We start from the raw sequence: 24,953 nt of genomic DNA on the forward strand, positions 1-24,953 counted from the left end.
CAGGCCATGCTGCCATGAGCGGGGCGGAGGAGGAGGCCGTGCGGACGGGCCCGGCCCGGGGATGCCGCGGCTGCGGGCACGGCCCACTGGTCCGGGTGCTCGATCTCGGGAAAATACCTGCGGCGGATGACTTTCCGAGCCTGGACTCGATGTCCGGCGGCGACGAGGCGGCGTATCCGCTGGCCATGGACCTGTGCGCCGGCTGCGGGCTGGCGCAGCTGGCCGAGGACGACACGGTCACCGCCGAACCGCGCGGCGTGGAACCCCAGGCGCTGCGGGATCAGGCCGCGGACGCGGTGTCCCGGGTGGCCGCCGGGGGCTGGCTGCCCGGCGGCGGCACCGTGCGCGAGTTCGGCAGCCCGCACGGCGGCAGCTGGCTGCCGCTGCTGACCGACCGCGGCTACTCCGTCACCGCGGACCCCGCCGACGTGGTGATCGACTGCTTCGGCATCATGCACGAACCCGATCAGCGCGCGGCCTTCGCGCGGCGGGCGGCGGCCACAGCGCCGGGCGGGGTGCTTCTGTTGCAGTTCCACTCGCTGCGCGCGATCGTCGAGCAGGGGCAGTGGAACGCGTTGCGGCACGGACATTTCGCCTACTACTCGATGGACTCGCTGCGTATCCTGCTGCGGTCGGCGGGCTTGGCCGCGGTCACGGCGTGGGATTTCGAGCTCTACGGCGGCACCGTCCTGGTGGCCGCGGTCCACGCCCCCGCCGACGCCGATCCGGCCATCGCCCGAATTCGCGTCGCGGAGGCGGCTGTCGCGGACCCGGCCGTGGTACGCGGACTCCAGTCGGCCGCCGACCACCAGGCGCACGCCCTGCGTGCCTGGCTGGATTCCGAGAATGCTTCCGGCAGCTCCGTTTACGCCTACGGAGCGGCCTCCCGCGCGGTCGCCCTGCTCCATCTCGCGGGCGCGCACCGCGGGCTGCTGGCCGGGGTGGCCGACGCCTCCCCGGGCAAGCAGGGCCGCCGCATGCCCGGAACCGACATTCCGATCATCTCGCCCGCGGAACTCGTTGCGGCGCAGCCAGATCGGGTTCTGCTGACGCTACCGGACCTGTTCCCCGAGGTTTCCTCCCGGTGGCCCGAACTCGACGGGAAGTGGGTGATCGACGTGCGGGAATCGCTATGAAACCCAGCAACTCTCGTCCGGCGGCGGCATGACGGCGCCGGGCACGCGACTCGTCGGCCCGTGAGCGCGATCATGCGATTGCGGCCACACGCAGGGTAATCGAGTGGGATAGTCTCAGCGTGGGGTAGATCACCGGTCGAGGGGGACAGGTGGACGTTCATCCGTGCCCTGAGTACACAGGGGAATCATCAAGCGAGCGTACGCAATTACGCAGCAACACCTGATGAGGGAATGGGAATTATCATGCGCAACACCAAGACCGTGCTCTCGCGCACGGCGGCCGTCGCGATCGCCGCCACCATCGGCGTCGTCCTGAGCGGCGGCGCGTCCGGCGCCGCCGTCGACGGCAACAACTCCATCGTCGATCAGCAGGGCCGGACCGTCGAGGCCCTGTCGGCGGACACCCGTATCGATTTCGTGCCGCCCCTCGACGGCAATCCGCTCACCCGCGAGTGGTTCCACAGCGGCAAGGCCTGTTTCACGGTGGCCCTGCCCGCCGGTGATCGGTGGAGCGGTCACCTCACCATGGGCTACCAGGTGGGTTACCCGGCCACGCTGTCGGGCAAGATCTCGTTCCAGTACCAGACCCCGGGCCTCGAGCTCGAGATCGGCGGGGACGGCCCCAAGGTCGACATCTACAACCTGATCCCGACGCTGGGCGTGCAGCTCGACGTCGGTTTCGGCCCGGGCATCCAGTCGGTCGACGTGGCGGGCGGCGATGTCTCCGGCGCCGAGGGCTGCATCATGATGTCCGGCTTCCACGGCACCGTGACCGGCGTGCTGGGCACCACCACCATCCGCCCGTTCGTACGCCTGGTGAGCAGTGCCGGTGACACCGTGGTGGCCTACGGCCCGCTGGCCCGCATCTGATGCCCCGGGTCCGGGCGGTCTCGCGCCTCGCGACCGCCCGGGCCCGCGGATCGGACCATGATGCGGCGCAGCGTTGTCCGCGTGCCTCGCCCCGCTCAGTGCAGGAGATCGGGGCGGCGCAGCGCGGTGGCGACGGTGCGCACGCGGACGCGTTCGGCGGCGGCGCGGGCCAGCCGCCAGTCCCCACCGAGCACCGCGCCGCGGCCGACGTATTCGGGGTACTCCGACCCCAGCCGGTGATGGAAGCGCAGCATCTCGGTGAGCTTGCTGACCGTCGAGGTCCGGCTGCACAGGTTGAAGCTCGAATTGCGCCAGGCCGCCAGGATTTCCGGCATGCCGAAGAAGTCGCCGAAGGCGCAGACGCGGGCGAACAGGTCCACGTCCATGGGGAAGACCAGGTCGCCGCGGAAGCCGCCCACCCGGTCGAAGTCCTGGCGGCGGAAGACGGCGGCGGCGGTGGGTCCGAAGTCGGCGGGGCCGCGGTGCACGATGGTGCGCATGAGGGCGCGGGCGTCGCGGCGGCCCAGCAGGTCGGGCAGGCCCAGATCGCTCTCCTCCACGAGGCCGCGCTCGTCGATGACCTGGAATTTCGAGGAGCAGATGGCGATGCCGTTGTCGCCCATGATCTCCAGTTGCCTGTCCAGCGCGCCGGGCAGCAGGATGTCGTCGGCGCAGACGACCTTGACGAAGCGGCCCGAGGTCAGCGAGACGGCCTTGTTCCAGTTCTCGCCGATGGGCAGGGTTTCCTGATTGCGGTGGATGACCACCCGCGGGTCGTCGAAGGACTTCGCGATGGCGCCGGTGTCGTCGGTGCTGGCATTGTCCAGGACGACGACCTCGATGTCGGTGTCCTGGTCCAGAATCGAGCGCAGCGTGGTCTCCAGGGTGCGGCCGGAGTTGTAGGCCGGGACGCACACCGAAAGGTTCTTCATCATTCCCCCTGAATTGGTTCGGCCGGTTCGCCGGGTGAGCCCTCACCTCCCGCCACGAGCCGGAACACCCGATCCAGGCCCGCACGGCCGGCGTCGATCTGCTCAACTGCTTTCTGCTGCAGAGTATCCCGCAGCTCGGGCGCGGACTCCCACAACTGGCGAATCGCACGTGTCAATTCGGCGTCGAGATTGTCCACGTCCAGGTGCACGATGCGCAGCCCGGCGTCGGTGCCGGCGTCGAACATGTCGGCCAACCCATAGAATTTGTCGTCGTAGTACTGCGAGGCCGTTACAGCCACGGCCGGAATACCCTGGGAGAGCGCGAAAACCGCGAGGTGGTAGGCGCTGGTCACCAGGACCCGGCAGCGCGAGACCTGTCGCGCCACGTCCTGGGCGGTGCCCGCGCGGCCGATGACGGGCCGGGTCCGGGCGGCGCCCTCGAGCAGCGGCAGCGTGTGGCGGCGGTCCTCGTCGTCGTATTCGGAGATGATGAGCGGGGCGAGCGCGGTGTTCAGGGCGGCGGCCTCGCGGCGCAACACCTCGCCGAGGGTGTCGCGGGCGGAGTCGGTCACCTTGGAGTAGTCCGAGATCCGCAGGCACAGGCCCAGATCGGTGCCGATGCCCGGGCGGCGCAGCCGGTAGGAGAACTCCACCGCGTCGTCGCCGGTGACGAGGATCTTGTCCTCGGGCACGCCGAGCTCGGCCAGCAGTTTGGGCCCGCGCCGACCCTCGCGCAGGGCGATGAGGTCCGCTCCCGGCAGCACCTCGGCCGCGCGGCGCAGCAGGCCGGCATCGCGCATGGGGCCCAGTCCCTGCCCGATCATGACATTCGGAATGCCGTGGCGCTGAGCGGCTTCGAGCAGGTTGAGGGTGCGATGCGCCTGATACAGGTCGACATCGGTCATGTACCCGCCGCCCTGGGCGATGACCAGGTCCGCCCCGGCGAGCGCCGCCGGAACCGGCGGTAGTTCCGGAATGCCGGCCGGTTCGGACTCGGGTGTTCCGGTGGCGAGCGCGTGAACTTCCTTGCGCGCCCAGTTCTTCACGCCGCGCAGATAGTGTTTGGGCACCTCGGTGGCCGATCGCCAGCGCAGCGCCGCCGGGCCGAGTACGTGCACCCCGGCGGTCTCCTCGAGCCGTCCCGCGAGCCCGTCGCGCCCCCACGGCCCGCCCGCGTGCGCCACCACCGGCTCGGCGTGCGGCAGCACCCCGCGCAGGATGTGCGGCTCGTCGGTCAGCATGCCGATGCGGGCGTGCGGCCACTGTTCCCGCAGTCGTTCCACGGTCATCACCATCATGGCGATGTCACCGCGATTGCGGAGCCAGTACTCGCCGTTGTCGACGAGCACCTTCAACGTCCCGGCACCATCCCCCGCGCCAGAGTTCCCCACGCGATTCCTTCCGACGCTCGTTCCGAGCACGAATCCGGTGCGAATCTATCGCACGACCAGCTCTTCGCGCTACACGAACGAATGGCCCGCGCAGCGCGAAATCGATTCGCCCGCAAGATCATAACTGGGCGCACGACCATTTCGGTCAGCTCGGAAACAAGGGGCTGACCCACTTGCTGCACAGCCACTTTCCGTCGACGTAATCCATCGACATGGTGATGTTCTGATGCTTGGCCTTGTCGGGGGTGTTCTTGGTGGCGGCGGTCAGCTCGGTGATGTCCACCGCCAGCTCGTAATGGGTTCCGCCGCCGGAGGTCACCGTGCACGCCGCGGTGTCGGACCAGGTGTGCTCGGCGTCGTTCTCGAGCAGCAGCCGGATGGTCGGCAACAGCGTCTGGGCCTGCGACTTCCACTGGCCGGTCGCCCCGGCGATCACCTTGGCCTGCCAGCCGTCGCCATTGCTGTAGTCGTAGGAGCTCATGAGCTTGCCGTAGTCACAGGCGGCTTGGACCGCGGCCTCCTCGGCCGCGGCCGCGGGCACCGGCGTCCGGCCGATCGAGCTGCCACCGCCGGTGACCACGGCACGGAACGCGCCGGTGCCGAATCCGAGGCCGACGCCACCGGCCACCACGAGCGCGACCGCGAAGGCCGCGATCAGCCGCTTGCGACCGCGACCGGTGGCGGGCGCGGCGGGCGCGCCCGTCGCGAACCGATGTGCGGCGCCATCCATTTCGTGCGGTCCACTGCCGCCCACGACCGGATAGCGCGGTCCCGACCGCGCACCGAGCTGGGTCGGCATCTGCTCGAACCGCTCCCGCGTCGACCCGGGCTGCCCGGCCGGGCTCGACCGGGTCGTCGCCCCGGTGAAGGTGACGGGGACCTCCTGCCGCACCCACGGCCCGTGCCCCCGGTCGGTGGCGGTGAGCGCCGCCTCGGCCGCCGCGGCCAGTTCGCCGCAGCTGCCGAAGCGGTGGTCGCGGTTCTTCGCCAGCGCGCGTTCGATGACCGCGTCGAAGGCCGGGGGCACGGTGCCGTGCACCTGGCTCGGCCGCGGAATCGGCGCGCCCAGGTGGGCCGCGACCAGCTGCGCCGTGCTCTCCCCCGGATACGGCAGCTGCCCGGTGAGCATGTGGAACAGCGTGCAGCCCAACGCGTACACGTCCGCGCGGTGGTCGGTGTCGCCGCGCAGCTCGAACTGTTCGGGGGCGGCGTACTGGAAGCTGGCGTACATCTCACCGGTGCGGGTGAGCGTGCTGGTGTGGTCGACCGCTTTCGCGATCCCGAAATCGGCCAGGAAGACCTGCTGTTCGGTCCCCCAGGCCAGCAGGATGTTGGCCGGCTTCACATCGCGGTGCAGCACGCCGGACCGGTGCGCGTGGTCCAGCGCCCGCGCGGTCTCGCCGATGATCCGCACCGCGTGGTCCGGGCGCACCGGGCCGTCGCGCAGGATCGCCGCCGCGTCGGTGCCCTCGACGTACTGCATGGCCATCCAGAGCCGGTGGTCGTCATTGCCACGCGCGTACACCGCGACGATGTTCGGATGCGACAGCCGCGCGGCGGTATCGGCTTCCCGTAGGAAGCGGGCCCGCACCTCGGGATCGTCGGCCTTGCCCGCGGCCAGCAGTTTCAGTGCGACCGATCGGGGCAGATCGCGGTCCTTGGCGAGGTACACCTCGCCCATTCCGCCGACGCCGAGCAGCCGTTCGATGGTGTAACCCGCGAATACCTGCCCTTGCGCGAGTGTGCGCCCCACAGCCTGCCTGCCCTCTCCGACCACATCATTCCCGCTGATCACCGTAACCCAGATCCGGTTCGGCGACGCGGGCGTCAATCGCCCGGGACGCTTTTCCGAATGGAAGCGAATTACTTATTTTCTGTCACAACGTAATTCGGAATTCGGTCCGGTCCACCCCGGCAGGATTTGATCTTTCCTGCCTATTGGACTGGTCAGTCGCATGATTGCCGTCCGTTAGCCCTCCTCCACCCTCGGATTGGCATACACTTGCGCTGCAAGGGCGTTCGGATCGGGATGTCGGTCCGAATGGTGGTGACGGACCCGGGGGTGAGGGTTTTGACACGGCCCATTCGGGTGTTCATGACGGGGTCGGAGTGGTTCACGGCCGCTCACGGGGGACTGAACCGGTACTTCACCGATCTCGCTGAGGCGCTCGCCCGCGACCGCGGAATAGCGCTCAGCGCACGAGCTTTCGGCGACGCTCCCGCCGGGGCGGGATCCTGGGGACCGACGGGCGGCTCCACCCTCGATCGCGCCCGCACCGCGTTCCTGGATCGGGACGCGCTCACCCGCGACACCGTGATCGACCGGCACTTCTGCCTGTACGGCCCGGCCGCGGTGCGGAACCCGCTGGTGGTCCATTTCCACGGACCGTGGGCCGCCGAGAGTCGCATGGCGGGCGAGGGTCCGCGCGCGGTCCGGGCCAAGTACCTCGTCGAGCGTTTGCGCTACGCCCGCGCCGACCGATTCATCGTGCTGTCCGACCATTTCCGGCGCCTACTGGTCGGCGACTACGGCATCCGCGCGGACCGGGTCCGGGTGATTCCGCCGGGCGTCGATCTGGACCGCTTCACCGCCACCGAGCCGGAGGCGAACTCCGGGATCGTGCTGTGCGTGCGGCGGCTGGAGCGGCGCATGGGCATCGACGTCCTGCTCCGCGCCTGGTCCGCGGTCGCCGACCGGCAGCCGGACGCGCGGCTGGTGATCGTCGGAACCGGTACCGCCGAGGCCGAATTGCGGGAACTGGCGACGCGCCTGTTCGGTGACGACGCGCACTCCCCCGTCCGGTTCACCGGCACGGTGTCGGACGCGGAGCTCACCGACCTCTACACCCGGGCCGATCTCACCGTGGTGCCGTCGCTGGCCCTGGAGGGCTTCGGTCTCATCGCCCTCGAATCCCTCGCCGCCGGACGCCCGCCCGTCGTCTCCGACTGTGGCGGCCTGCCGGATTCGGTCCGGAGCCTGGATCCCTCGCTCGTCGTCCGGCCGGGCGATGCCGAAGCGCTCGCCGCCCGGCTGGTCGCGGCCCTGGACGGTGTGCGGCCGGATCCGAAACAGTGCCGCGCCCATGCCGAGACGTTCTCCTGGGCCGTCGCGGCCCGGCGACACCGTGACCTGTATACGGAGCTCACCGCTCGATGAACGCGCCGGCCGTCTTCCTGGCACACACCGCGGCCCCGTCCGGGGCCGAACTGGCGACCCTGCGCCTGGTCTCGGCCATGCCGGCCGGTCGCACCGCCGTGGTGTACACCGAGGACGGTCCGATGCTGCGGCTGATGGCCGAGCGCGGTATCGAAACCCGCGTCGTGCGCAATGGTTTCGACTCCCGCGCCATGACCATCGACAAGGCCGGGGTGCGCAGCCTGCTGGTCGGCGCGACGGGCCTGCTGCGCCTGGGCTGGACCCTGGGCGCGACCGTGCGCGAACTGGAGGCCACGGTCCTGGTCGCGGGCAGCACCAAGGCGATGCTCATGGGCGCGGTGGCCGCGCGCCGGGCGGGGGTTCCGCTGGTGTGGCATGTGCACGACCGGATCTCCCGCGACTACTTCGGCCGCGCGCTGGCACTGATCATCCGGGTGCTGGGCTGGGTGGTGGCCCGCGGCGTCATCGCCAACAGCCGCGGCACCCTGGCCTCGCTCTACACCTGGCGCCGCCGGGCCGTGGTCGCCTACCCGGGCGTCGAATTTCCCGCCGGCGACGAACCAGCGCAATTCGCTGCCGATTCCGGGATCGCCGGCGACGCGCGCCCGCAGGGTCAGCGTCCCGCCACCGAGACCGTCATCGCCGTGGTCGGCCGCCTCGCCCCGTGGAAGGGCCAGGACCTGTTCCTGCGCGCCCTCGCCGATGTGAAAACTCTTCCGCGCGAGGTGTTCCTGGTCGGCGGCACCTTCTTCGACGAGCAGGCCTACCGCGCCGAACTCGAGATGCACGCCACCGCTCTCGGCCTGCCGGTGACCTTCACCGGCCACGTGGACGACCCGGAATCCTATCTGCGCCATGCCGATATCCTCGTGCACTGCTCGGTGCTGCCCGAGCCGTTCGGACAGGTCGTGGTCGAGGGCATGCGGGCGGGCTGCGCCGTCATCGCGACCCGGCCGGGCGGCCCGGAGGAGATCGTCGACCCGGGCGTGAACGGCCTGCTGGTGACCGCCGGGAACCGCGCCGAACTGACCCGCGCCCTGGACCGCCTGATCGCCGATCGGGAACTGCGCACCACGCTGGCCGACGCCGCGCGACTGCGGTCGCGGGACTTCGACGTGGCCGCCTCGGCCCGGACCGTCACCGACTTCCTCACCGGCCTGCCCGGAAAGCGGTGGCGTCGTGGATGATCCGACCGACCCGTTCCCCTACGACCCGCCCACCGTGCAGATCGAGGGTCTCGGCACGCTGGGCCGGTTGCGGCAGCGCCGCCACCTGCGCCACCGCATCCCCGAGGTCGACCACCAGGCCACCGCCTTCGAACATGACGAATCACGCCGCGACCACGGCCCGGCCGCCGCGCACCGGCCCGCCCGCGCCGGCGCGCCCGGGTACGAGAGCGGAACCGGTCGCGGCCCGGGCGGATTCGATCGCGGGCCCGCGTTCGGCCGGGCGTCGTTCGAGGAGACCCGCGCCGCCCGCTACGCGGCCCCCTCGCGGGGACCGGTGCTCCCCACCTTCTACGGCGACCCGGTCGAACCGCCGACCGTCCGGCTGCCCGTCATCGTCCCGCAGCGCGACGCGTCGGGCGCGTACCGCCCCGCCGACGGCGAATCCGATTCCGCCGCGGATCATTCCACCGACACCGGTAAACACAGGAAACAACAGTCCTCGGGCTTGGGCGGCATCGGCGGCATCATCCGCGACATCGGTCTGGTGACCTTCGGCAAGTACGGTCAATACGTCATCACCCTGGTGACGGTCCCGCTGCTGGCGCGCATGCTCGGCCCGCACGGCACCGGCCTGCTGGCCATCGGCATGTCCTCCTACTTCATCGGCTCGCTGGTGGTCGACCTCGGCGTCACCTCGTTCCTGGCCGCCAAGGTCCCCGAGGACGATCCGGGCCACCGCGAGGTGAACCGCCTGCGCGGCACCTATCTCGCCATCCGCGCCACCACCCTGACCATCATCGGCGCGGCCCTGCTGGCCACCATGACCGTCGGGGTCTCCCCCAAACTGCACATGGTGCTGCTGGGGCTGTTCGCCGGCGGCTTCTGGTCGGTCTCGGAGGACTGGCTGCTGATCGGCCAGGGCAGGTTCGGGACCTCCACCATGTATCAGGGCGTGGGCCGGATCGGCTATCTGGCGCTGCTGGTCGGGCTGCTACCCCGTTTCCCGAGCGCGTCCATGGCCGTGCTGTGCCTGCTCATCTCCTCGATCGCCACCGTCTCGCTGACCTGGTGGGATTCCTTCCGCCGGTTCGGCCCGCCCGCCCGGCCCTACGGCGTGACGGCCGTACTGCGGATGGCCGCACCGATTTTCACCTCCCGGCTGCTGGTCACCGGCTACGGCCAGGGTTCGGCCGCGGTCTACGGCGCGGTGCTCGAGGCGGCGTCGCTGGGCCTGTACTCCGCGGGCGACCGCCTGGTCCGCGCCATCCAGTCCACCCTGGACCCGATCGGTTTCGCGCTGTTGCCGCGCATGGCCCGGCGCAGCGGCGACGATCAGTTCTGGCGCAATCAGATTCAGATGATCGTCGGCTGCGTGACCCTGGCCTGCCTGGCGGTGGTGGCGGTCTGGATCATGGCGCCGACCCTGATCCACCTGATCTACACCGACGATTTCACCGGCGCGATCTCGCTGCTGCGCGTGGAGATCCTGATTCTGCCCGCCACCACCATCACCTCGTATGTGACCACCGCCGTCCTGCCGGTCAAGCAGGACACCATGGGCGTGCTGATCGGCGCGATCATCGGCACCTGCGTCGCGGCGACGGCCTTGGTGGTGGCCATGCGCACCGGCTCGGTGTGGAGCCTGGTCTATGGCACCGTTTCCGCGGAATTCGGTGTCGCGCTGTGGTACATCATCCGGGTGCGCTGGCTCATGGTCCGGGAACGGACCCGGCGGGACGGGCCGGTCGAACCGGCCACCGCACTGCTGACCAAAGGGGATGTGGCGTGAAGGTGCTCTTCGTCGGGGATGACTGGGTGGGCAGCAACGCGCGCTCGCTCGCCGACGGATTCCGGCAGGCCGGGCACGAGGTGGTCGTCATCGACACCACCGCGGTGACGCTGCCCGCACGCCTGTCGCCGCCGTGGGTGTACTCGAAGTTCGCGCACCGCCGCGCGCCCTGGGATGTGGAGGCCCTGCACCGCGAGATCGACAGCGCCGCACAGGCATTCGCGCCGGACATGCTGTTCGCGTTCAAGTCCGTGCACCTGGATCAGCAGCGGCTGCTGGGCGCCCGCGCCGGTCTGCATGTGCACTACAGCCCCGATGACGTTTCCAATCCGTACAACACCAGTCCGGAATACCTGGCACACGAGTCCGCATGGGACCTCATCGTCACCACCAAGTGGCACAACGTGCCCGAGCTCACCGCCCGTGGGGCGCAGCACGTGAAATTCGTTCGTAGTGCTTATGATCCGGCGCTGCACCACGTCACCGCCCGCCGCACGGTGCGCCGATTCCTGCTCGGGTTCATCGGCGCGGTCCGGCCCGATCGCGAAGACCTCCTGGTCTCGCTGGCCCGTGAACACCACGGGGACATGCTGCTGCGCGGCCCCGGCTGGCGGCGGGTGCGCGCGCTGTGGCAGACCGGGGCGGACGTCGGCGGCGCGGTCTACGGCGAGCACTTCTCCGCGGCCGTCGCCGCCGTCACCGCCAACCTGGTGCTGCTGAACTCCGACAACCGCGACACCCACACCTGCCGCACCTTCGAAGTCCCGGCCGCCGGTGGGCTTTTCGTCGGCGAGCGCACCGACGAGCACGCCGAACTGCTCCAGGACGACGCCGAGTGCTACCTCTTCTCCGGCCCCGCCGAACTGCGCGAGATCCTGCGGCGCTGCACCAAGTATCCCGAGCAGGCCGCCAAGGTCGCCGAGGCCGGGCATCAGCGGATCGTCGCGGGCGCGCACAGCTACGCCGACCGCGCCCGCGAGATCGTCGACGCCCTGGCATGAACCGGGTAACGCCGCGGGCCGCCGGGCGGACATAAGGGGGTGATGGGAGAGTGATGGCCTCCGCTCAGTTCGCCGTATTCCTGGTCGCCGCCGCGCTGGCGACAATCGTTGTGGCCGCGATGTTCCTGCCCGGGGTGGCCCGGGTGTTCCTCATCGCGCAGACCGCGCACTGGTCGCTGTCGTTCATCGCGCGACCGGTGGTGCTGCTGTGGGTCAAACCCGTTCCCGGCTTCGGCGACAATGTGCCCGATCCGCGGCTGTACGAGTACGGCTACGACGACGGCATCGCGGCGGTGCTGCAGCCGGTGATCTTCGGCCTGTGGTTCTACGCGGGCCTGATCATCGCCTACGTCCTGTGGGTACGGTCGCGGCCGCCGCGGAACCCACCGCGCACAGCGCCTTTCGCGGGGGACCCGGTCTTCACCCAGACCCTGTTCCTGCTCTACGGCATCGGCACGCTGGGCCGGCTGGCCGCCTACGCGACCGGCTCCACCGGCAAGGCCGGTGAACTGGAGAGCCCCAACCCGCTGATCAACCTGGTCACCATTCTGGCCACCCTGGGCGCGGTCGGCCTGATCGTGTTCTTCCGCAGCGACTCCGGCCGCGCCACGTTGCTGGTGCTCGGCGCGCTCGTCGGCGGTGAACTGCTGTGGACCGCGACCGTGCAGTCCAAGACGCCGATCATGGGCGCCGCCCTGGCCATCGCCGTGCGCTTCGCCATGACCGGCTGGACCCGGCGCACGGTGATCGCCGTGCTGAGCATCATCGCGCTGGCGCTGGGCGGCTTCGGCTGGCTGCAGTCGCTCAAAACGGATTCCGCCGCCAAAGCCGAAGCGGCGCAGGTGGATGCGCAGTATCCGGCGGTGGTGCACCCGTTCCTGAGCATGCTGCGTCGCTTCGATCTGCTCGAGGCCGCCACCGACGCCTGGTTCGCGGGCCCCCACTCGTGGCTCACGCCGCAGCAGGTGGCGGTGCACGCCTTCCAGAGTCTGATCCCCACCCAGCTGCTGGGCGCGGAGAAGTTCCGCTCCGGCGCGGCCTGGGCCGAGCAGGTGCGCGGCGGGTCGGTGGACATGTCGACGGTGGAGGTGTCGCTGGCCGAGGGCAATATCAACGAGGGGTATGTGCTGGGCGGCTATATCGGGGTGGCGGTGGGGGTCACGATCACGTTCGTGCTGCTGCTGATCTGGATCCGGGCCCTCTACAGCAAATACCTGGCCATGGCCATTCTCGGCTTGTCGGTGATCGAGGTGCCGGTGCTGTTCGAGCGCGGCATCCTCGGCACCGTCGAGATGCTCGGCAAATATCTGCAGGCCGTGGTGCTGGCCTGGACGGCGTATCTGGTTGTTGGTGAATTCCGAAGACGAGTGGAGCAGCCGCCGGGGGCCGGTGTTCCATCCGGGAAAACGAGGACAGCGCAATGGGTTTGATCGACTACTGGCGGCTGCTGCGGCGGCGCTGGCCGATAATCGTTGCCGCGGTGGTGATCTGCACGGGGGCGGCGTACGGCTACGCGAGCACCCTGCCGACCGAGTACACGGCGACGAGTTCGGTGTACGTGTCCATGGCGACCGGAACCTCCGTCAACGACTCCTATCAGGGCGGGCTGGCCGCACAGCAGCGGGTGCGCTCGTACGTCGACCTGGCCAATTCCGTCACCGTCGCCACCTACGTCCACGACCAGCTGGGCCTCAAGGCCTCGGTGAACGATCTGCGCGGCCGCATCTCCGCGGTCTCGCCCCCGGCCACCACGATCATCGTCATCACGGTGAAGGACTCCACCGCGGCCGGGGCGCGCACCCTGACCGACGAGGTGGTCTCCCAGTTCCGGGCGCTGGTCTCGCGGCTCGAGGTCACCCAGACCGACGCCGCGCCCGCGGCCCGCGCCGAGGTGATCGACAAGGCGCAGACCCCGACCCAGCCCAGCGCCCCGCAGAAAACGCGCTTCTACATCCTCGGCGTGCTGGCCGGGCTGATGCTGGGCGTGGGCGCGGCGGTGGTGCGGGACAAGCTCGACAAGCGGGTGCGCACCTCCACCGAGCTGGAAGCCTTTCTCCCGGTGCCGATCCTGGGCATCGTGGACGACGGACGGCCCGGCGCTGCCGGGGAGCTCCGGCGGCTGCGGACCCGGCTCACCGAGGATCCCGAACTGGTCAGCCTCCTGCTGACCTCGCTGTCCCCGCATTCGGAACCGGACGTGTCGATCGGGCTGGCCCGCACCTTCGCCGACACCGGCGCGCGGGTGGTGCTGGTCGACGCCGACACCACCGGGCACGGGTCCACCCGGCGCACGCCCGCGGCCGCGGCGGCCGGGCTCTCGGATCTGTTGCGCAGCAACGGGAATCCCTCGGCGGCGGTCATGCCCTGGCCCGAGGTGGGGATCAATGTGCTGCCGCTGGGCGGCGTGGATTTCCGCACCCCCGACCTGCTCGACTCGGAGCGGTTCGCCGACATCATGTCCAAGCTGCGCAGCGAGTTCGACTACATCATCGTGGAGTGCGCGCCGGTGACCGCGGCGGCCGACGCCATCGCGCTGGCGCGGCGCTGTGACGGCACCATCGGCGTGATCGAACTCGGCCAGACCACCTCCAATCAGGTGCGCGGCGCGGTGGCGACCTTCGGTCACGACAACAGGCGGATGATCGGGACCGTGGTGTTCTCGCGGCCGCACAAGAGCGTCGGCGAGTTGGTCCGCCATCCCCTCGATCTGGTGAAGCGGTGATCGGGGGCGGCGGGGGGACCGACCAGGCGGGGCCGGACGGCGAGGCCGATACCAGCGGCGGCGTACGGCGACGGCGCATGCTCAGGGCCGGGCTGGGGGCCGCGGCCATCCTGCCGGTGGCGGCAGCGTGTTCGAGCGGGGATGCCGGGGACGGCGCCGAGTTCCGCTCCCCGCACGTCACCGATCAGCCCTCGGCCCGCAATGTGAAGGACTTCGGCGCGGTCGGGGACGGGAAGGCCGACGACACCGAGGCTTTCGAGAAGGCCGCGGCGGTGAGCGGCCGCCCGCTGGTGCTCTACATCCCGGCCGGTCAGTATCAGCTGACTCGCTTCCCGGCGCTGTCGGACTACGCGACGGTGCTGGGCGACGGCGCGGACGTCACCACCATCAACTACGACGGCGACGACACCTTCATCGCATTGCAGCGCAAACAGCGAGTCCGCTTCTCCCGCCTGGGTTTCTACTTCTCGGGCACGAAGGCGACCGCCGTGCGGCTGTCGGAGTGTTTCCGCTGCACCTTCGATTCGGTGGTGCTGCGCGGGAATCACCTCAGCGACAACGCGCCCCGATTCCAGGAGCAGCGCGGGCTGGTGCTGGACCGCAATACCGGCGGCACCACCGTCATCAACTCCGACATCAACAATTTCGGCTTCGGGATCGTCACCTCCTGCATCCAGAACTATGTGACGTCGTCGAAGCTCACCAACAACCGCATCGGCGTGCTGGGCACCGGCGGCGATCACAATGCCGGATTGGCGATGGCCAATGTGGAATTCGTCTCCGACAACGACCCCCGCACCACCGACAAGCATGTCTTCGTCGACGGCCCGGCCAATGACTGGTGGCTGACCAATGTGTGGTTCGAGGGGGCCGACACCGCGCTCGCCATCGGCGGCCCGGCGGGCGGACCCGCCCAGTTCGGTCTGGTCAACTGCAAGGTGGCCGCGCGCAAGGTGTGCCTGGACCTGATCCGCTGCCGCCAGCCGTATCTGGCCAATGTGCAGTTCGATCCGGATCTGGACGCGCCGCCGATCGAGGTGCGGGTCGATCCCAAGGGCGTGGCCGAGGGCACCGCCATCAACCTGATCTCCGGGTCGTTCGAGGACGTGGACCCCAAGTCCTTCCCCGACGGCTGGCACGTGATCGGGCGCGGGGCGATCCACGGGGCGCGCTTCGCCGGAACCACGGTGGCGCAGGCCTTCCAGCCCGGCACCGATATCTTCCAGGTCCAGGACCGCGACGGCACGGTGCTGTCGGCCGTATTGAACAGTGGGGCTTATCTTTCCGATCGCAGCGAAGGGGGAATCGTGTTGAAGGACTCGGCCGGGGTGTACTGGCGGATGTCGGTGGGAACCGACGGCGCGGTCAAGACCACGTCGCTGGGAAAGCAGCGGCCACACTCGTGAGCGGGCCGCCGACAGCACTGCGTCTGGGACCGGCGCGATTACACGGCAGCACGCTGCTGCTGCGGCTGCCGCGCTACACCGACTTCCCGCAGTGGCGGGCGCTCCGGCTGCGGGATCGGGCCTTCCTGGAACCGTTCTGGCACACCTCGCCCCGGTGCTGGGCCGAACGGCACACCGAGAAGGCCTGGGTGCGTGAGTGTCTGGAGGCCGCCACCAATGCCCGCACCGGACGTCGGGTGGCCACCGTCATCGAGATCGACGGCCGCTTCGCCGGGCAGGTGGAGATCGGCAATATCGACGATCGGGCCAAGCAGGGCGAGATGGGGATCTGGATCGACGCGCGGCTGGGGCGGCACGGCTTCGGCGGCATCGCGGCGGGCCTGATCCTCGACTTCGCCTTCGACGCACTCGGTTTGGAGCGCGTGAACGCGCCCATCTCGCCGGGGAACGCGGCCGCCACCAGTGGCGCGGTGCAGATCGGCTTCGTGCGGGAGGGCCGGATGCGGCTGCACTTCGATGTCGGCGGGGCGCGGGCCGATCACGATCTGTGGTCGATGACGCGGGCGGAGATCCCACCCAAGGGGTTCACCGAGATGTGGACCGAACGGACCCTCGAACACCGCACCCCGCCCGCACCGCCCGGTCAGCCCGAAGACACTCTACCCGACCCGGTAATGCCCGATGCCGCAATGGTTTTCGGCGTCCAGGCTCGCTATCGCGCCGGACAGGCGTGGCGGGCCGCGCAGCAGCTGCTGCCCGCCCGGCCGGTGACCTTGCGGCTGCCCGGTCACGACGGGGTGGTGCTGCGTTCGGCGCAGCCCGCCGACGGCCCGATGCGGGCCGTCGCGGTGCGTAACGCGGGACCCGTGGCCGCCGACGGAATCGGTAGCAGCGGAACGGCGTGGCTACGCGAAATCGCCCTCAGCGCAGCGGGTGTCCGCTCCCCCGCCGGTCTGCTGTTCGTCCTCGACGTCGCGGGCGCCTACGCCGGCACCGCCCGGCTGTTCGACCTCGACCTGTTCGATCGCAATGCCCGGATCCACGTGTGGACCGATCCCGCCCGCGCCGACGACGCCGTGCGCACGGCCGCCACCCGGGCACTGCTGGGCTACGCCTTCGACCGGCTCGGACTGTTCCGGGTCAGTACGGCCGTGGCGGCCACGGACACCGCGTCCGCCGCCGTCGCCGCCGACGCGGGCCTGCACAAGGAGGGAACCATGCGCAGCTACACCGGACTCGACGGACACCGCGGCGACCACGACCTGTGGGCCGTCACCGCCGGGGGTGATCACCATGCGTGACTACCGGCGCAGCAATGCGATGCAGGCGCGCCTGCACGACCTGGTGCCGGGCGGCGCGCACACCTACGCCCGCGGCGCGGACCAGTACCCGGAGGACATGGCCCCGATCCTGGTGCGCGGCAACGGCGCCCGGGTCTGGGACGCCGACGGCAACGAGTACGTCGAATACGGCATGGGCCTGCGCTCGGTGACCCTGGGCCACGGCTTCGCGCCGGTGGTCGAGGCGGTGGCGCGGACCATCGCCGACGGCGTCAACTTCTCGCGGCCCACCGAGCTGGAACTGGCGGCGGCCGAGGACTTCCTGAGTCTGGTGCCGGGCGCGGACATGGTGAAGTTCGCCAAGAACGGCTCCGACACGACCACCGCGGCCGTGCGGCTGGCGCGCGCGGCGACCGGGCGGGAGAAGGTCGCGATCTGCGATCAGCCGTTCTTCTCGGTGGACGACTGGTTCATCGGAATGACGGAGATGAACGCGGGCATCCCGGCCGCCCCGACCGTGAAGTTCCGGTACAACGACCTGGAATCGCTGGAAGCCGTGCTGCGCGGCGAGGACATCGCGTGCGTCGTCCTCGAACAGGCCACGGCCCTGGCCGATCCCGCGCCGGGCTTCCTCGAAGGCGTCCGCGCCCTGTGCGACGGGTACGGCAGCCTGCTGATCTTCGACGAGATGATCACCGGGTTCCGCTGGTCGGCCGGTGGGGCGCAACAGCTCTACGGCGTGGCGCCGGACCTGTCGTGCTGGGGCAAGGCCATGGCCAACGGCTTCCCGCTCTCGGCGCTGGCCGGGAAACGCGAATACATGGAACTCGGCGGTCTGCGCACCGACGCGGACCGGGTGTTCCTGCTGTCCACCACGCACGGGCCGGAAACCGCGTCGCTGGCGGCCTTCCGGGCCGTCGTCCGGGCCTACCGCGACGGTGATCCCGTGGCGCGTATGGAGGCGTCCGGCTGCCGCCTGGCCGCCGGGGTGAACGCCATCGCCGCCGATCTGGGCATCGCCGACCATCTGGAGGTGGCGGGCCGGCCATCGTGCCTGGTGTTCCTCACCCGGGACCCGGAAGGCGTTCCGTCGCAGCCGTTCCGGACGCTGTTCCTGCAGGAGCTGCTGGATCGCGGGGTGCTGGGCCAGTCCTTCGTGAACTCGGCCGCCCACACCGACGCCGATATCGACCACACCGTAGACGCCTGCCAGTCGGCGGCCAAGACCTACCGCAAGGCGCTCGAGCAGGGCACGGTCGCGGGGCTGCTCACCGGGCGGCCGGTGGCCCCGGCACTGCGGCGCACGGCCGCACCGCGCCGGCTCGCGGATTGATCGAGGAGTTCTGATGTCGGCACCCCGGATCGCGCTGGTCCACGAACGCTTCACCGAGTACGGCGGCTCCGAGGCGGTGGTCGCGGAGTTCATGAAGACCTGGCCCGGCGCACCGGTTTTCGCGCCCATCACCGACCCGCGGTGCACCCGCACGCTGCTGGAGGCCGCGGGACTGAGCCCCGAGACTTCCGGCACGGGCGGCCCGAGCGCCCTGTCCACGCCGGCGAGCGAGCTGGTGCGCGACACCTGGCTGTCGCGGGCCTACGCGGCCGGCGGGCGACGCTCGCACGCCCCGCTGCTCCCGTTCGCGCCGAGAGCCTTTCGCGCCCTCCCCCTCGACGACGCCTACGACGCGGTCGTGGTGAGTCATCACGCCTTCGCGACCCAGGCCGCCTTCGCCACCACCGCACCGGTCATCGCGTACGTGCACAGTCCGGCCCGCTGGGCCTGGGACAGCGCGTTCCGGGCCCGTGAGGCGGGCGGCCGGGCCGGGCAGGCCGTGCTGACCGGACTGGGCGCGCTGGCCCGGCGCAACGAACTGCGGGCCGCGCCCCGGCTCGCGCACGTGGTCGCCAATTCCCAGGCGGTCGCCGATCGGGTCCGCGACTGGTGGGGCCTGCCCGCGTCGGTGGTGAATCCGCCGGTGCGCGTTGCCCGTTTCGCCCCCGATCCGAGTATCGAGCGCGAGGACTTCTTCCTCTTCGCGGGCCGCCTGGTCCCCTACAAGCGACCCGACCTCGCCATCGCCGCCGCCCAGCGGGCCGGGGTGCGCCTGGTCATCCTCGGCGGCGGCCGCTACCGCCAGCAGCTCGAGGCGATGGCCGGCCCGGAGACCACCTTCCTCGGCGCGGCGTCCGATGACGTCCTGCTCGACATGTACCGGCGCTGCCGCGCGCTGCTCATGCCGGGCGTGGAGGACTTCGGCATCGTCCCGGTGGAGGCCATGGCCTGCGGCGCGCCGGTGCTCGCGGTCGGCGCGGGCGGCGCGCTGGACACCGTGGTGCCCGGCATCTCCGGCGAGCACGTCCCGGCCGGGACCGACGCGGCGGTGACCGACGGATTCGCGCGCGCCATGCGCGATTTCGACCCGGCCGCCTATCACGCCGACACCATTCGCAAGCATGCCGCCACCTTCTCCCCGGAGGCGTTCCGCACCCGAATCGCCGACATAGTGTCGCGCAATTCCCGCTGACCGACTATTCATGGATCTGCAACAGCCATCGCGCTCGATAGCGTCAGCGGCGGCGTCATCATGGTCCAGGAGTAGCCAACATGCCCACCGTCCCCCTCGTCGATGCCCACATGCACCTGTGGGACACCAGCGCACACGCCTGGTACCCGAGTTTGGCGAGGTTCGTCGATGCCGGAAAACCCGAGATCGCGCAGAACTTTCTACCGGCCGACTTCGACCGCGGCCTCGGCGGCATCCGGGTGGACGGGCTGGTGCACGTGTCCGCGACCACCGCGCCGCACGCGTACCTGGCCGAGACCCGGTGGGCCGACGGCATCGCCGATGCCGACCCGCGGCCGTTCGCCCTGGTCGGCGGCATCGACCCGACCCTGCCCACAGACGAGCTGATCGATCATCTCGACCAGCAGGCCCGCACCCCGCGGCTACGCGGCATCCGGGCCTTCGCCGGGCTGTCGCCGAACACGCCCGCCGCCGACGCCATCGCCGGCTGGCTGCAGGAACGCGACGCGGTCTTCGATCTGGTCGCCCAGCCCGGCGAGATCCTGGACTGGATCGACTTCCTGGCGGGCTACCCCGATCTGCGGGTGGTGCTCGAACATCTGGGCTTCCCGCAGGGCCGCTCCTCCGAGGCCCGCACCGCCTGGCACAACGCGATCTCCCTGGCCGCCAAGGAGACCCAGTGGCTGTGCAAACTGTCCGGGTTCGGACTGATCTGCCGCGACCTGTCCTGGCCGACAGTCGAGTACTGGCTGGAATCGAGTGTGGCGCTGTGGGGCTGGCGGCGACTGATGTTCGCCTCCAACATGCCGGTGGACTCGATGGCGGGGACCTACACCGAACTGGTCACCACCATCGATCAGGCCGTCACCTCCGATGCCACCGAGCAGGAGGCGGAGTACTTCTACCGCACCAACGCCTTGGACACCTACCGGCCGCAATAGCCCCGGAGCCGACGGGGCGGCGACGAAGCGCCGCCCCGCGTGCCGCTATGTCCGGTACCGGAACAGGATCCGGCCCCGGGTGAGGTCGTAGGGACTCAGCTCGACGAGCACCCGGTCCTCGGGCAGGATCTTGATGTAGTTCTTCCGGATCTTGCCGCTGATGTGCGCCAGGACCTGATGCCCATTGGGCAGTTCGACCGTGAACGTGGCATTGCGCAGGCACTCGACCACGGTGCCCTCGATCTCGATGCCCTTGCCCTTCTTGCCCGGATTCGTCATCGCAGCACCAGTTCCAGGTTGCCGCCGACCCGGCGCGCGCCGACACTGTCGAACAGCGCCAGAGCCGCCGCGTTGGACTCGTTCACTTCGGTTGTCGCGGTGGGTATTCCGCGATCGTGCAGTGCGCCGAGCGCTCGGGACAGCATGGCCCGGCCGATGCCGCGACGCCGCGCATCGGCCCGCACCGCGATCAGTCCGATGCGCGGCAAGCGCGTCACCTGGACCACGCGCAGCAGTCCGACGTAGCGATCGGCCTGCGCCGCGGCCACATACAGTTTCGGATCAACCACGGTGTCGCCGCCGGGCCCACGCAGGATCTCGGCGGGCATCTCCTGCCAGCCGATCGTCGATTCGATCTCATCGCGAATGAACCGGTCCACGGCGCGCAGGGGTTCTTCCTCCGCGCGGCCCGCGGGCACCACCGTGATGTCCGGGGGCGGTGTCACGGCCCCCAGTCCGGTGGTCGCGGGATCGCTGGGCACGAGGTACTCCCACTCCCGCCTCCGGGTCACGAAACCCGCTCGCCCCCAACAGGACAGCAGTCCGCCGTCCGCCTCGTCGACCACGGTGTGCAGTGGCCTTCGCAGGGTGGCGAGCATGGTCGCCGCGATCTGATCGAAGACGTCGTCGTGCCACGCGTCGACACTGACGAACAGCCGCCCATCAGGCCGTTGTGAAACCTCGCCGCACCCGACCACCTGGTCGTTCTCGACGGCTTCCCACCGCGTCAGCTCGAGCCGGCGGATATCTACAGAATTAGTGTTCATCGGTCGTCACCTTTCGGGATTTGCCTACTCGGACAGGCGCTCCCGGCGACGACTAGTTCGTTCGCCCATCCGCGACCACGAGGGGGAGCCCCCACATCGGTACTGTGTGCACGGGTCTCACCTCCTCGCCTGATGTCACGGTGGTCAGCACGCTAACAGGCCACTCCCACACCTGCCCACCGATTTTTCTACCTGCGGTTATTCCGGTCCTCGGCGATCGCGTTACCTTCCCGGCCCGGCCTCCGTCATAAGACCGACGACCGAACGCGGTCGCCGACCGATGAATGGAGGACTGGATGCTGACCGACATCATGTACGTGACGGTCTACGTGACCGATCAGGATCGCGCGCTGGCGTTCTACACCGACGGCCTCGGACTCGAGAAGCACAGCGACTACCCGGGTCCCGACGGCCGCTTCCTGACCGTGCGCGCTCCCGGGAGTCCGGTGGAGATCATCCTGTGGTCGCATCCGTCCGCCGCCGGGCAGCCGGGCGGCGGATCCGAGGTGCTCGCACCGGGCCCGGTTATCCTCGAGTCCGATGACCTGCGGAAGGACTTCGAGGTGCTGCGTGGCCGAGGCGTGACGTTCCTCGACGAGGAACCCGAGGACTACCCGTTCGGGATTCGCGTCGAGGCGGTGGATCCGGACGGCAACCGGATCTCGCTGCGGCAGCGCCGGGGGCGGTAGGGACATGGCCGAATCCGGTTCGACGGCCGAATCCCCTTCGGGGACTGTGGCCGAGGCGTTCGAGGCGCACCGTGACCGGTTGCGGGCGGTCGCGTTCCGCGTGCTCGGCTCGCACGCCGACGCCGAGGACGCGGTCCAGGAAGCCTGGCTGCGGCTGGCCCGCCAGGATGCCGCGACCATCGACAATCTGGCCGGGTGGCTCACCACGGTCGTCGGCCGGATCAGCCTGGACACGCTGCGTGCGCGGCAGGCGCGGCCCGAGGTGTCCCAGGACGGCACGCCCGCGTTCGCGATCACCGCCGACGACGGCCCGGAGCCGGGAGATATTGCCGCCGTGGCCGATTCGGTCGGGTTGGCGCTGCTGATGGTGCTGGATTCGCTGGGACCGAGCGAGCGCCTCGCGTTCGTCCTGCACGACATGTTCGCGGTGTCGTTCGCCGAAATCGGCCAGATCCTGGGTAAATCCGCCGACGCCACCAAGATGATCGCCAGCCGCGCGCGCCGCAAGGTCCGCGCCACCGACCGCCCGGTCGCCTCACGCCGCGAGCAGCGGGCCGTGGCCGAGGCCTTTCGCGCCGCCGCGATGGGCGGCGACTTCGAAGGACTGCTGCGCGTCCTCGATCCCGATGTCGAACTGACCGTGGCCACCCCCGGCGGCGTATTCGTCACGCTCGGGGCCACCGACGTCGCCACCCGGGCACGGATGTTCTCCGGTGAGGTGGTCCGCCACCAGCCGGTGCTGGTCGACGGCTTGCCCGGGTACATCTCGTGGCGGGCGGACGGCTCCGCTCGATCGGTCATGTCGTTCGCGGTCACCGGCGACCGCGTCACCGCCATCGCACTGCTCGTCGACCCGGCCCGCCTCGCCGCGCTGCGACCGGACCAGGCCCCGACCGGCGACCGGGAGGGCGCCGAACACTGACGGTCAATTGCCGGAATCGGCCACGCGGTTGATCTTCGACCGATACGTTGGCCGAAATGTCCAGTTCGGTCGGGTGATGGTGGTCGCTATGACGTCTCGCGGGTGGGGTGTGCGCAATGCCGGTGTCGCGGCGTCGGTCGCGGTCGTGGCCGCGATGACGGTCGGCGGACCGGCGGGTGTGGCCGCAGCCGGGACACCGGGATGCGATGCGCCGCAATGGGTGAGCGGATGGATGGCCGCGCCCTCGGACGCCTTCGGGGCGGTGGATCCGTCGATGGCGCCGCAGGCGCACGTGGGCGGACAGACCTTCCGGCTGGTCGAGACACCGCACCTGGGCGGGTCCGTGGTGCGGATCCATCTGAGCAACCAGAATCGGCCGGTCCCGGTCGAATTCGCGCACGTCACCATTGCCGAGCAGGCGGCGGGCCCGGCGATTCGCGCCGAGACGCTGCGGGAGGTGAGCTTCGACGGGAGTTCCCGCGTCACGGTGCCCGCGGGCGGTGAGGTGGTCAGCGATCCGATCGAGTTGACGTTCGAGGCTTTTCAACCGCTGGCGGTGAGCGTGTACGCGCCCGGGCTGGCGGTGCTGCCCACCGAGCACTTCAACGCCAATGCCACCAGTTACTACAGCCTGCCGCTCGCCGGCGACGCCACCGACGAACCGTCCGGCGCGGCCCTGCCGCTGCCGACCACCTCGATGCCGTTCCTGTCGGGCCTCGACGTGCAAGCGCCCGGCACCACGTCGACCATTGTCGCGTTCGGGGATTCGATCACCGACGGCTATGTCGGCGCGACCTACCTGAGTGTGCCGCAGGACCCGGGCGTGGTGGACCGCAATGTCCGCTACCCCGACTTCCTGCAACGCCGCATCGACCAGGCGGGCCTGCCGTTCACCGTGGTCGACGCCGGGATCAGCGGAAACCGGGTCACCCGAGACGGATTGATCCCGCAGTTCGGCCCGGCGGGCGTGAGCCGGGTGCAGCGCGACGCCATCGCCAAGGCCGGAGTCACCGACGTCATCATCCTCGAGGGCATCAATGATCTCGGCGTCCCGATCGGCGTCGATGCCGACCAGCTGGTCGCGGGCTACACCGACCTGATCGCGCAGCTGCACGCCGCCGGGCTGGCCGTGCACCTCGGCACGATCATGCCCGCGGGCAACGCGCTCTCCGACGGCATCGCCACGCTGCCCCTCGCCGGGCCGGTGCGGCAGCGGGTCAATGCGTGGATCCGCGCCCAGACCCTGTCCGACAGCGTCATCGATTTCGACGCCGCCCTGCGCGATCCCGCCAACCCCGATGTCCTCGCGCCCCGCTACGCCGGCGCCGACAATCTGCACCCCAACCCGGCCGGATACCAAGCCATGGCCGAGGCCATCGATCTGAACGCCTTCCGCGGCCGCTGCCGCTGACCCCGCACCCGCCTCCCGTGTGACTCGGATCATGGCGGGACGGCGGCCGTCCCCCGGTCACGGCAAGTGTGACTCTTGTCGGCTTCACTCCGTAGTAGACCGATCGTCATACTGAACTCGGTACCTACTGATGAGTAACACCGAGGAAAGGTGGAGGTCGATGAATCGCCGTCGAGTGGCAATCGGGATTGTTGTCACCGGTATCGCGTTGAGCGCACCCCTGCTGGGCGCGGGCTCCGCGGGAGCGACTCCCGTGAGCGGCGGCTGCCATTCCGGCGACCGCGCGCCGACCTCCGATCCGCACACCTACGACTCGTGCATCGAGGGCGAGTGGGGCAACCTCCGCCAGTGCCCACCCTTCACGATCGTGACCCAAACGGTCGACGGCGACGTCCGTTGCGTCAACGAATAACCGCAAACAATTCGCAATCGAAACAAGTGAGCGGCCGCTCAGGACAATTGACCAGTTGCCCGTGAATTGCCGAACGCGCCTCCGGGTTACATCAAACCCGTTGTTACACATACCAACTCGAATAGCCCCGAGGTGACCAGTCACACAGGGCCGG

The 24,953-nt window shown here is 70.0% G+C and carries 22 protein-coding genes; 17 read left to right on the forward strand and 5 right to left on the reverse strand.

What is annotated here, in order from left to right; all coding sequences use genetic code 11:
• The first annotated feature begins 14 nt into the window (after positions 1-14).
• Both ACQPYY_RS20325 and ACQPYY_RS20330 read left to right on the forward strand, forming a co-directional pair.
• Entirely contained in the window at positions 15-1,136 is a 1,122-nt protein-coding gene (locus ACQPYY_RS20325; protein WP_433590572.1) for a class I SAM-dependent methyltransferase, read from the forward strand.
• Positions 1,137-1,379: 243 nt separating this feature from the next.
• Entirely contained in the window at positions 1,380-2,006 is a 627-nt protein-coding gene (locus ACQPYY_RS20330) for an MspA family porin (RefSeq protein WP_433590573.1), read from the forward strand.
• A gap of 95 nt (positions 2,007-2,101) precedes the next feature.
• Here ACQPYY_RS20330 and ACQPYY_RS20335 read toward each other — a convergent pair whose 3' ends face one another.
• From ACQPYY_RS20335 to ACQPYY_RS20345, 3 genes are all read right to left on the reverse strand, one after another.
• Entirely contained in the window at positions 2,102-2,941 is an 840-nt protein-coding gene (locus tag ACQPYY_RS20335; RefSeq protein ID WP_433590574.1) for a glycosyltransferase family 2 protein, read from the reverse strand.
• Positions 2,938-4,329, reverse strand: coding sequence for a polysaccharide pyruvyl transferase family protein (locus ACQPYY_RS20340; protein WP_433590575.1), 1,392 nt, complete (start codon positions 4,327-4,329; stop codon positions 2,938-2,940). Before ACQPYY_RS20340 ends, ACQPYY_RS20335 begins: the two co-directional genes overlap by 4 nt.
• 145 nt (positions 4,330-4,474) lie before the next feature.
• Complete coding sequence (locus ACQPYY_RS20345) at positions 4,475-6,082, reverse strand: serine/threonine-protein kinase (protein ID WP_433590576.1); 1,608 nt, start codon at positions 6,080-6,082, stop codon at positions 4,475-4,477.
• 342 nt (positions 6,083-6,424) lie between these two features.
• On the opposite strand from ACQPYY_RS20345, the gene ACQPYY_RS20350 reads away from it, so the two are divergent.
• From ACQPYY_RS20350 to ACQPYY_RS20400, 11 genes are all read left to right on the forward strand, one after another.
• Positions 6,425-7,486 carry a glycosyltransferase family 4 protein gene (locus ACQPYY_RS20350; RefSeq protein WP_433594689.1) on the forward strand — a complete coding sequence of 354 codons (1,062 nt, stop codon included), beginning with the start codon at positions 6,425-6,427 and terminating at the stop codon, positions 7,484-7,486.
• Entirely contained in the window at positions 7,483-8,673 is a 1,191-nt protein-coding gene (locus ACQPYY_RS20355) for a glycosyltransferase family 4 protein (RefSeq protein ID WP_433590577.1), read from the forward strand. The genes ACQPYY_RS20350 and ACQPYY_RS20355 overlap by 4 nt, the downstream gene beginning before the upstream one ends.
• 487 nt (positions 8,674-9,160) lie before the next feature.
• Positions 9,161-10,444 carry a lipopolysaccharide biosynthesis protein gene (locus ACQPYY_RS20360; protein WP_433594690.1) on the forward strand — a complete coding sequence of 428 codons (1,284 nt, stop codon included), beginning with the start codon at positions 9,161-9,163 and terminating at the stop codon, positions 10,442-10,444.
• Positions 10,441-11,445 (forward strand): CgeB family protein, encoded by a 1,005-nt coding sequence (locus ACQPYY_RS20365; RefSeq protein WP_433590578.1) that lies wholly within the window; start codon positions 10,441-10,443, stop codon positions 11,443-11,445. Before ACQPYY_RS20360 ends, ACQPYY_RS20365 begins: the two co-directional genes overlap by 4 nt.
• Positions 11,446-11,498: 53 nt before the next feature.
• The gene (locus ACQPYY_RS20370) at positions 11,499-12,875 is read left to right on the forward strand and encodes a hypothetical protein (protein WP_379104123.1); all 1,377 of its coding nucleotides are present in this window, start codon (positions 11,499-11,501) and stop codon (positions 12,873-12,875) included.
• On the forward strand, positions 12,866-14,167 hold the full coding sequence (locus tag ACQPYY_RS20375; protein WP_433590579.1) for a GNVR domain-containing protein: 1,302 nt from the start codon (positions 12,866-12,868) through the stop codon (positions 14,165-14,167). The genes ACQPYY_RS20370 and ACQPYY_RS20375 overlap by 10 nt, the downstream gene beginning before the upstream one ends.
• Before the next feature lie 77 nt (positions 14,168-14,244).
• Positions 14,245-15,573 carry a glycosyl hydrolase family 28-related protein gene (locus ACQPYY_RS20380; protein WP_433590580.1) on the forward strand — a complete coding sequence of 443 codons (1,329 nt, stop codon included), beginning with the start codon at positions 14,245-14,247 and terminating at the stop codon, positions 15,571-15,573.
• Positions 15,570-16,874, forward strand: coding sequence for a GNAT family N-acetyltransferase (locus tag ACQPYY_RS20385; RefSeq protein ID WP_433590581.1), 1,305 nt, complete (start codon positions 15,570-15,572; stop codon positions 16,872-16,874). The genes ACQPYY_RS20380 and ACQPYY_RS20385 overlap by 4 nt, the downstream gene beginning before the upstream one ends.
• Entirely contained in the window at positions 16,867-18,186 is a 1,320-nt protein-coding gene (locus ACQPYY_RS20390; protein WP_433590582.1) for a glutamate-1-semialdehyde 2,1-aminomutase, read from the forward strand. The genes ACQPYY_RS20385 and ACQPYY_RS20390 overlap by 8 nt, the downstream gene beginning before the upstream one ends.
• Before the next feature lie 13 nt (positions 18,187-18,199).
• Positions 18,200-19,378, forward strand: a complete 1,179-nt coding sequence (locus ACQPYY_RS20395) for a glycosyltransferase (protein ID WP_433590583.1) — start codon at positions 18,200-18,202, stop codon at positions 19,376-19,378.
• Between the two features lie 80 nt (positions 19,379-19,458).
• Positions 19,459-20,319: an amidohydrolase family protein gene (locus tag ACQPYY_RS20400; protein WP_379104135.1), complete on the forward strand. Its 861-nt coding sequence runs from the start codon at positions 19,459-19,461 to the stop codon at positions 20,317-20,319.
• Between the two features lie 45 nt (positions 20,320-20,364).
• Here ACQPYY_RS20400 and infA read toward each other — a convergent pair whose 3' ends face one another.
• Both infA and ACQPYY_RS20410 read right to left on the reverse strand, forming a co-directional pair.
• Positions 20,365-20,598 carry a translation initiation factor IF-1 gene (gene infA / locus ACQPYY_RS20405; protein WP_433590584.1) on the reverse strand — a complete coding sequence of 78 codons (234 nt, stop codon included), beginning with the start codon at positions 20,596-20,598 and terminating at the stop codon, positions 20,365-20,367.
• On the reverse strand, positions 20,595-21,365 hold the full coding sequence (locus tag ACQPYY_RS20410) for a GNAT family N-acetyltransferase (protein ID WP_433590585.1): 771 nt from the start codon (positions 21,363-21,365) through the stop codon (positions 20,595-20,597). Before ACQPYY_RS20410 ends, infA begins: the two co-directional genes overlap by 4 nt.
• 296 nt (positions 21,366-21,661) lie before the next feature.
• Here ACQPYY_RS20410 and ACQPYY_RS20415 point away from each other — a divergent pair, with 296 nt between their 5' ends.
• The 4 genes from ACQPYY_RS20415 to ACQPYY_RS20430 all read left to right on the forward strand — a co-directional run bounded on the left by ACQPYY_RS20415 (position 21,662) and on the right by ACQPYY_RS20430 (position 24,799).
• Positions 21,662-22,054 carry a VOC family protein gene (locus ACQPYY_RS20415; protein ID WP_379104142.1) on the forward strand — a complete coding sequence of 131 codons (393 nt, stop codon included), beginning with the start codon at positions 21,662-21,664 and terminating at the stop codon, positions 22,052-22,054.
• Positions 22,055-22,058: 4 nt separating this feature from the next.
• Entirely contained in the window at positions 22,059-22,976 is a 918-nt protein-coding gene (locus tag ACQPYY_RS20420) for a sigma-70 family RNA polymerase sigma factor (protein ID WP_433590586.1), read from the forward strand.
• A gap of 88 nt (positions 22,977-23,064) precedes the next feature.
• Positions 23,065-24,387: a GDSL-type esterase/lipase family protein gene (locus ACQPYY_RS20425; RefSeq protein ID WP_433590587.1), complete on the forward strand. Its 1,323-nt coding sequence runs from the start codon at positions 23,065-23,067 to the stop codon at positions 24,385-24,387.
• 160 nt (positions 24,388-24,547) lie between these two features.
• Positions 24,548-24,799 (forward strand): hypothetical protein, encoded by a 252-nt coding sequence (locus ACQPYY_RS20430; protein ID WP_433590588.1) that lies wholly within the window; start codon positions 24,548-24,550, stop codon positions 24,797-24,799.
• The last annotated feature ends 154 nt before the right edge of the window (positions 24,800-24,953 follow it).

Origin of the sequence: Nocardia sp. CA-145437 (genome assembly GCF_050956485.1) — a bacterium.
Lineage (GTDB): Bacteria > Actinomycetota > Actinomycetes > Mycobacteriales > Mycobacteriaceae > Nocardia.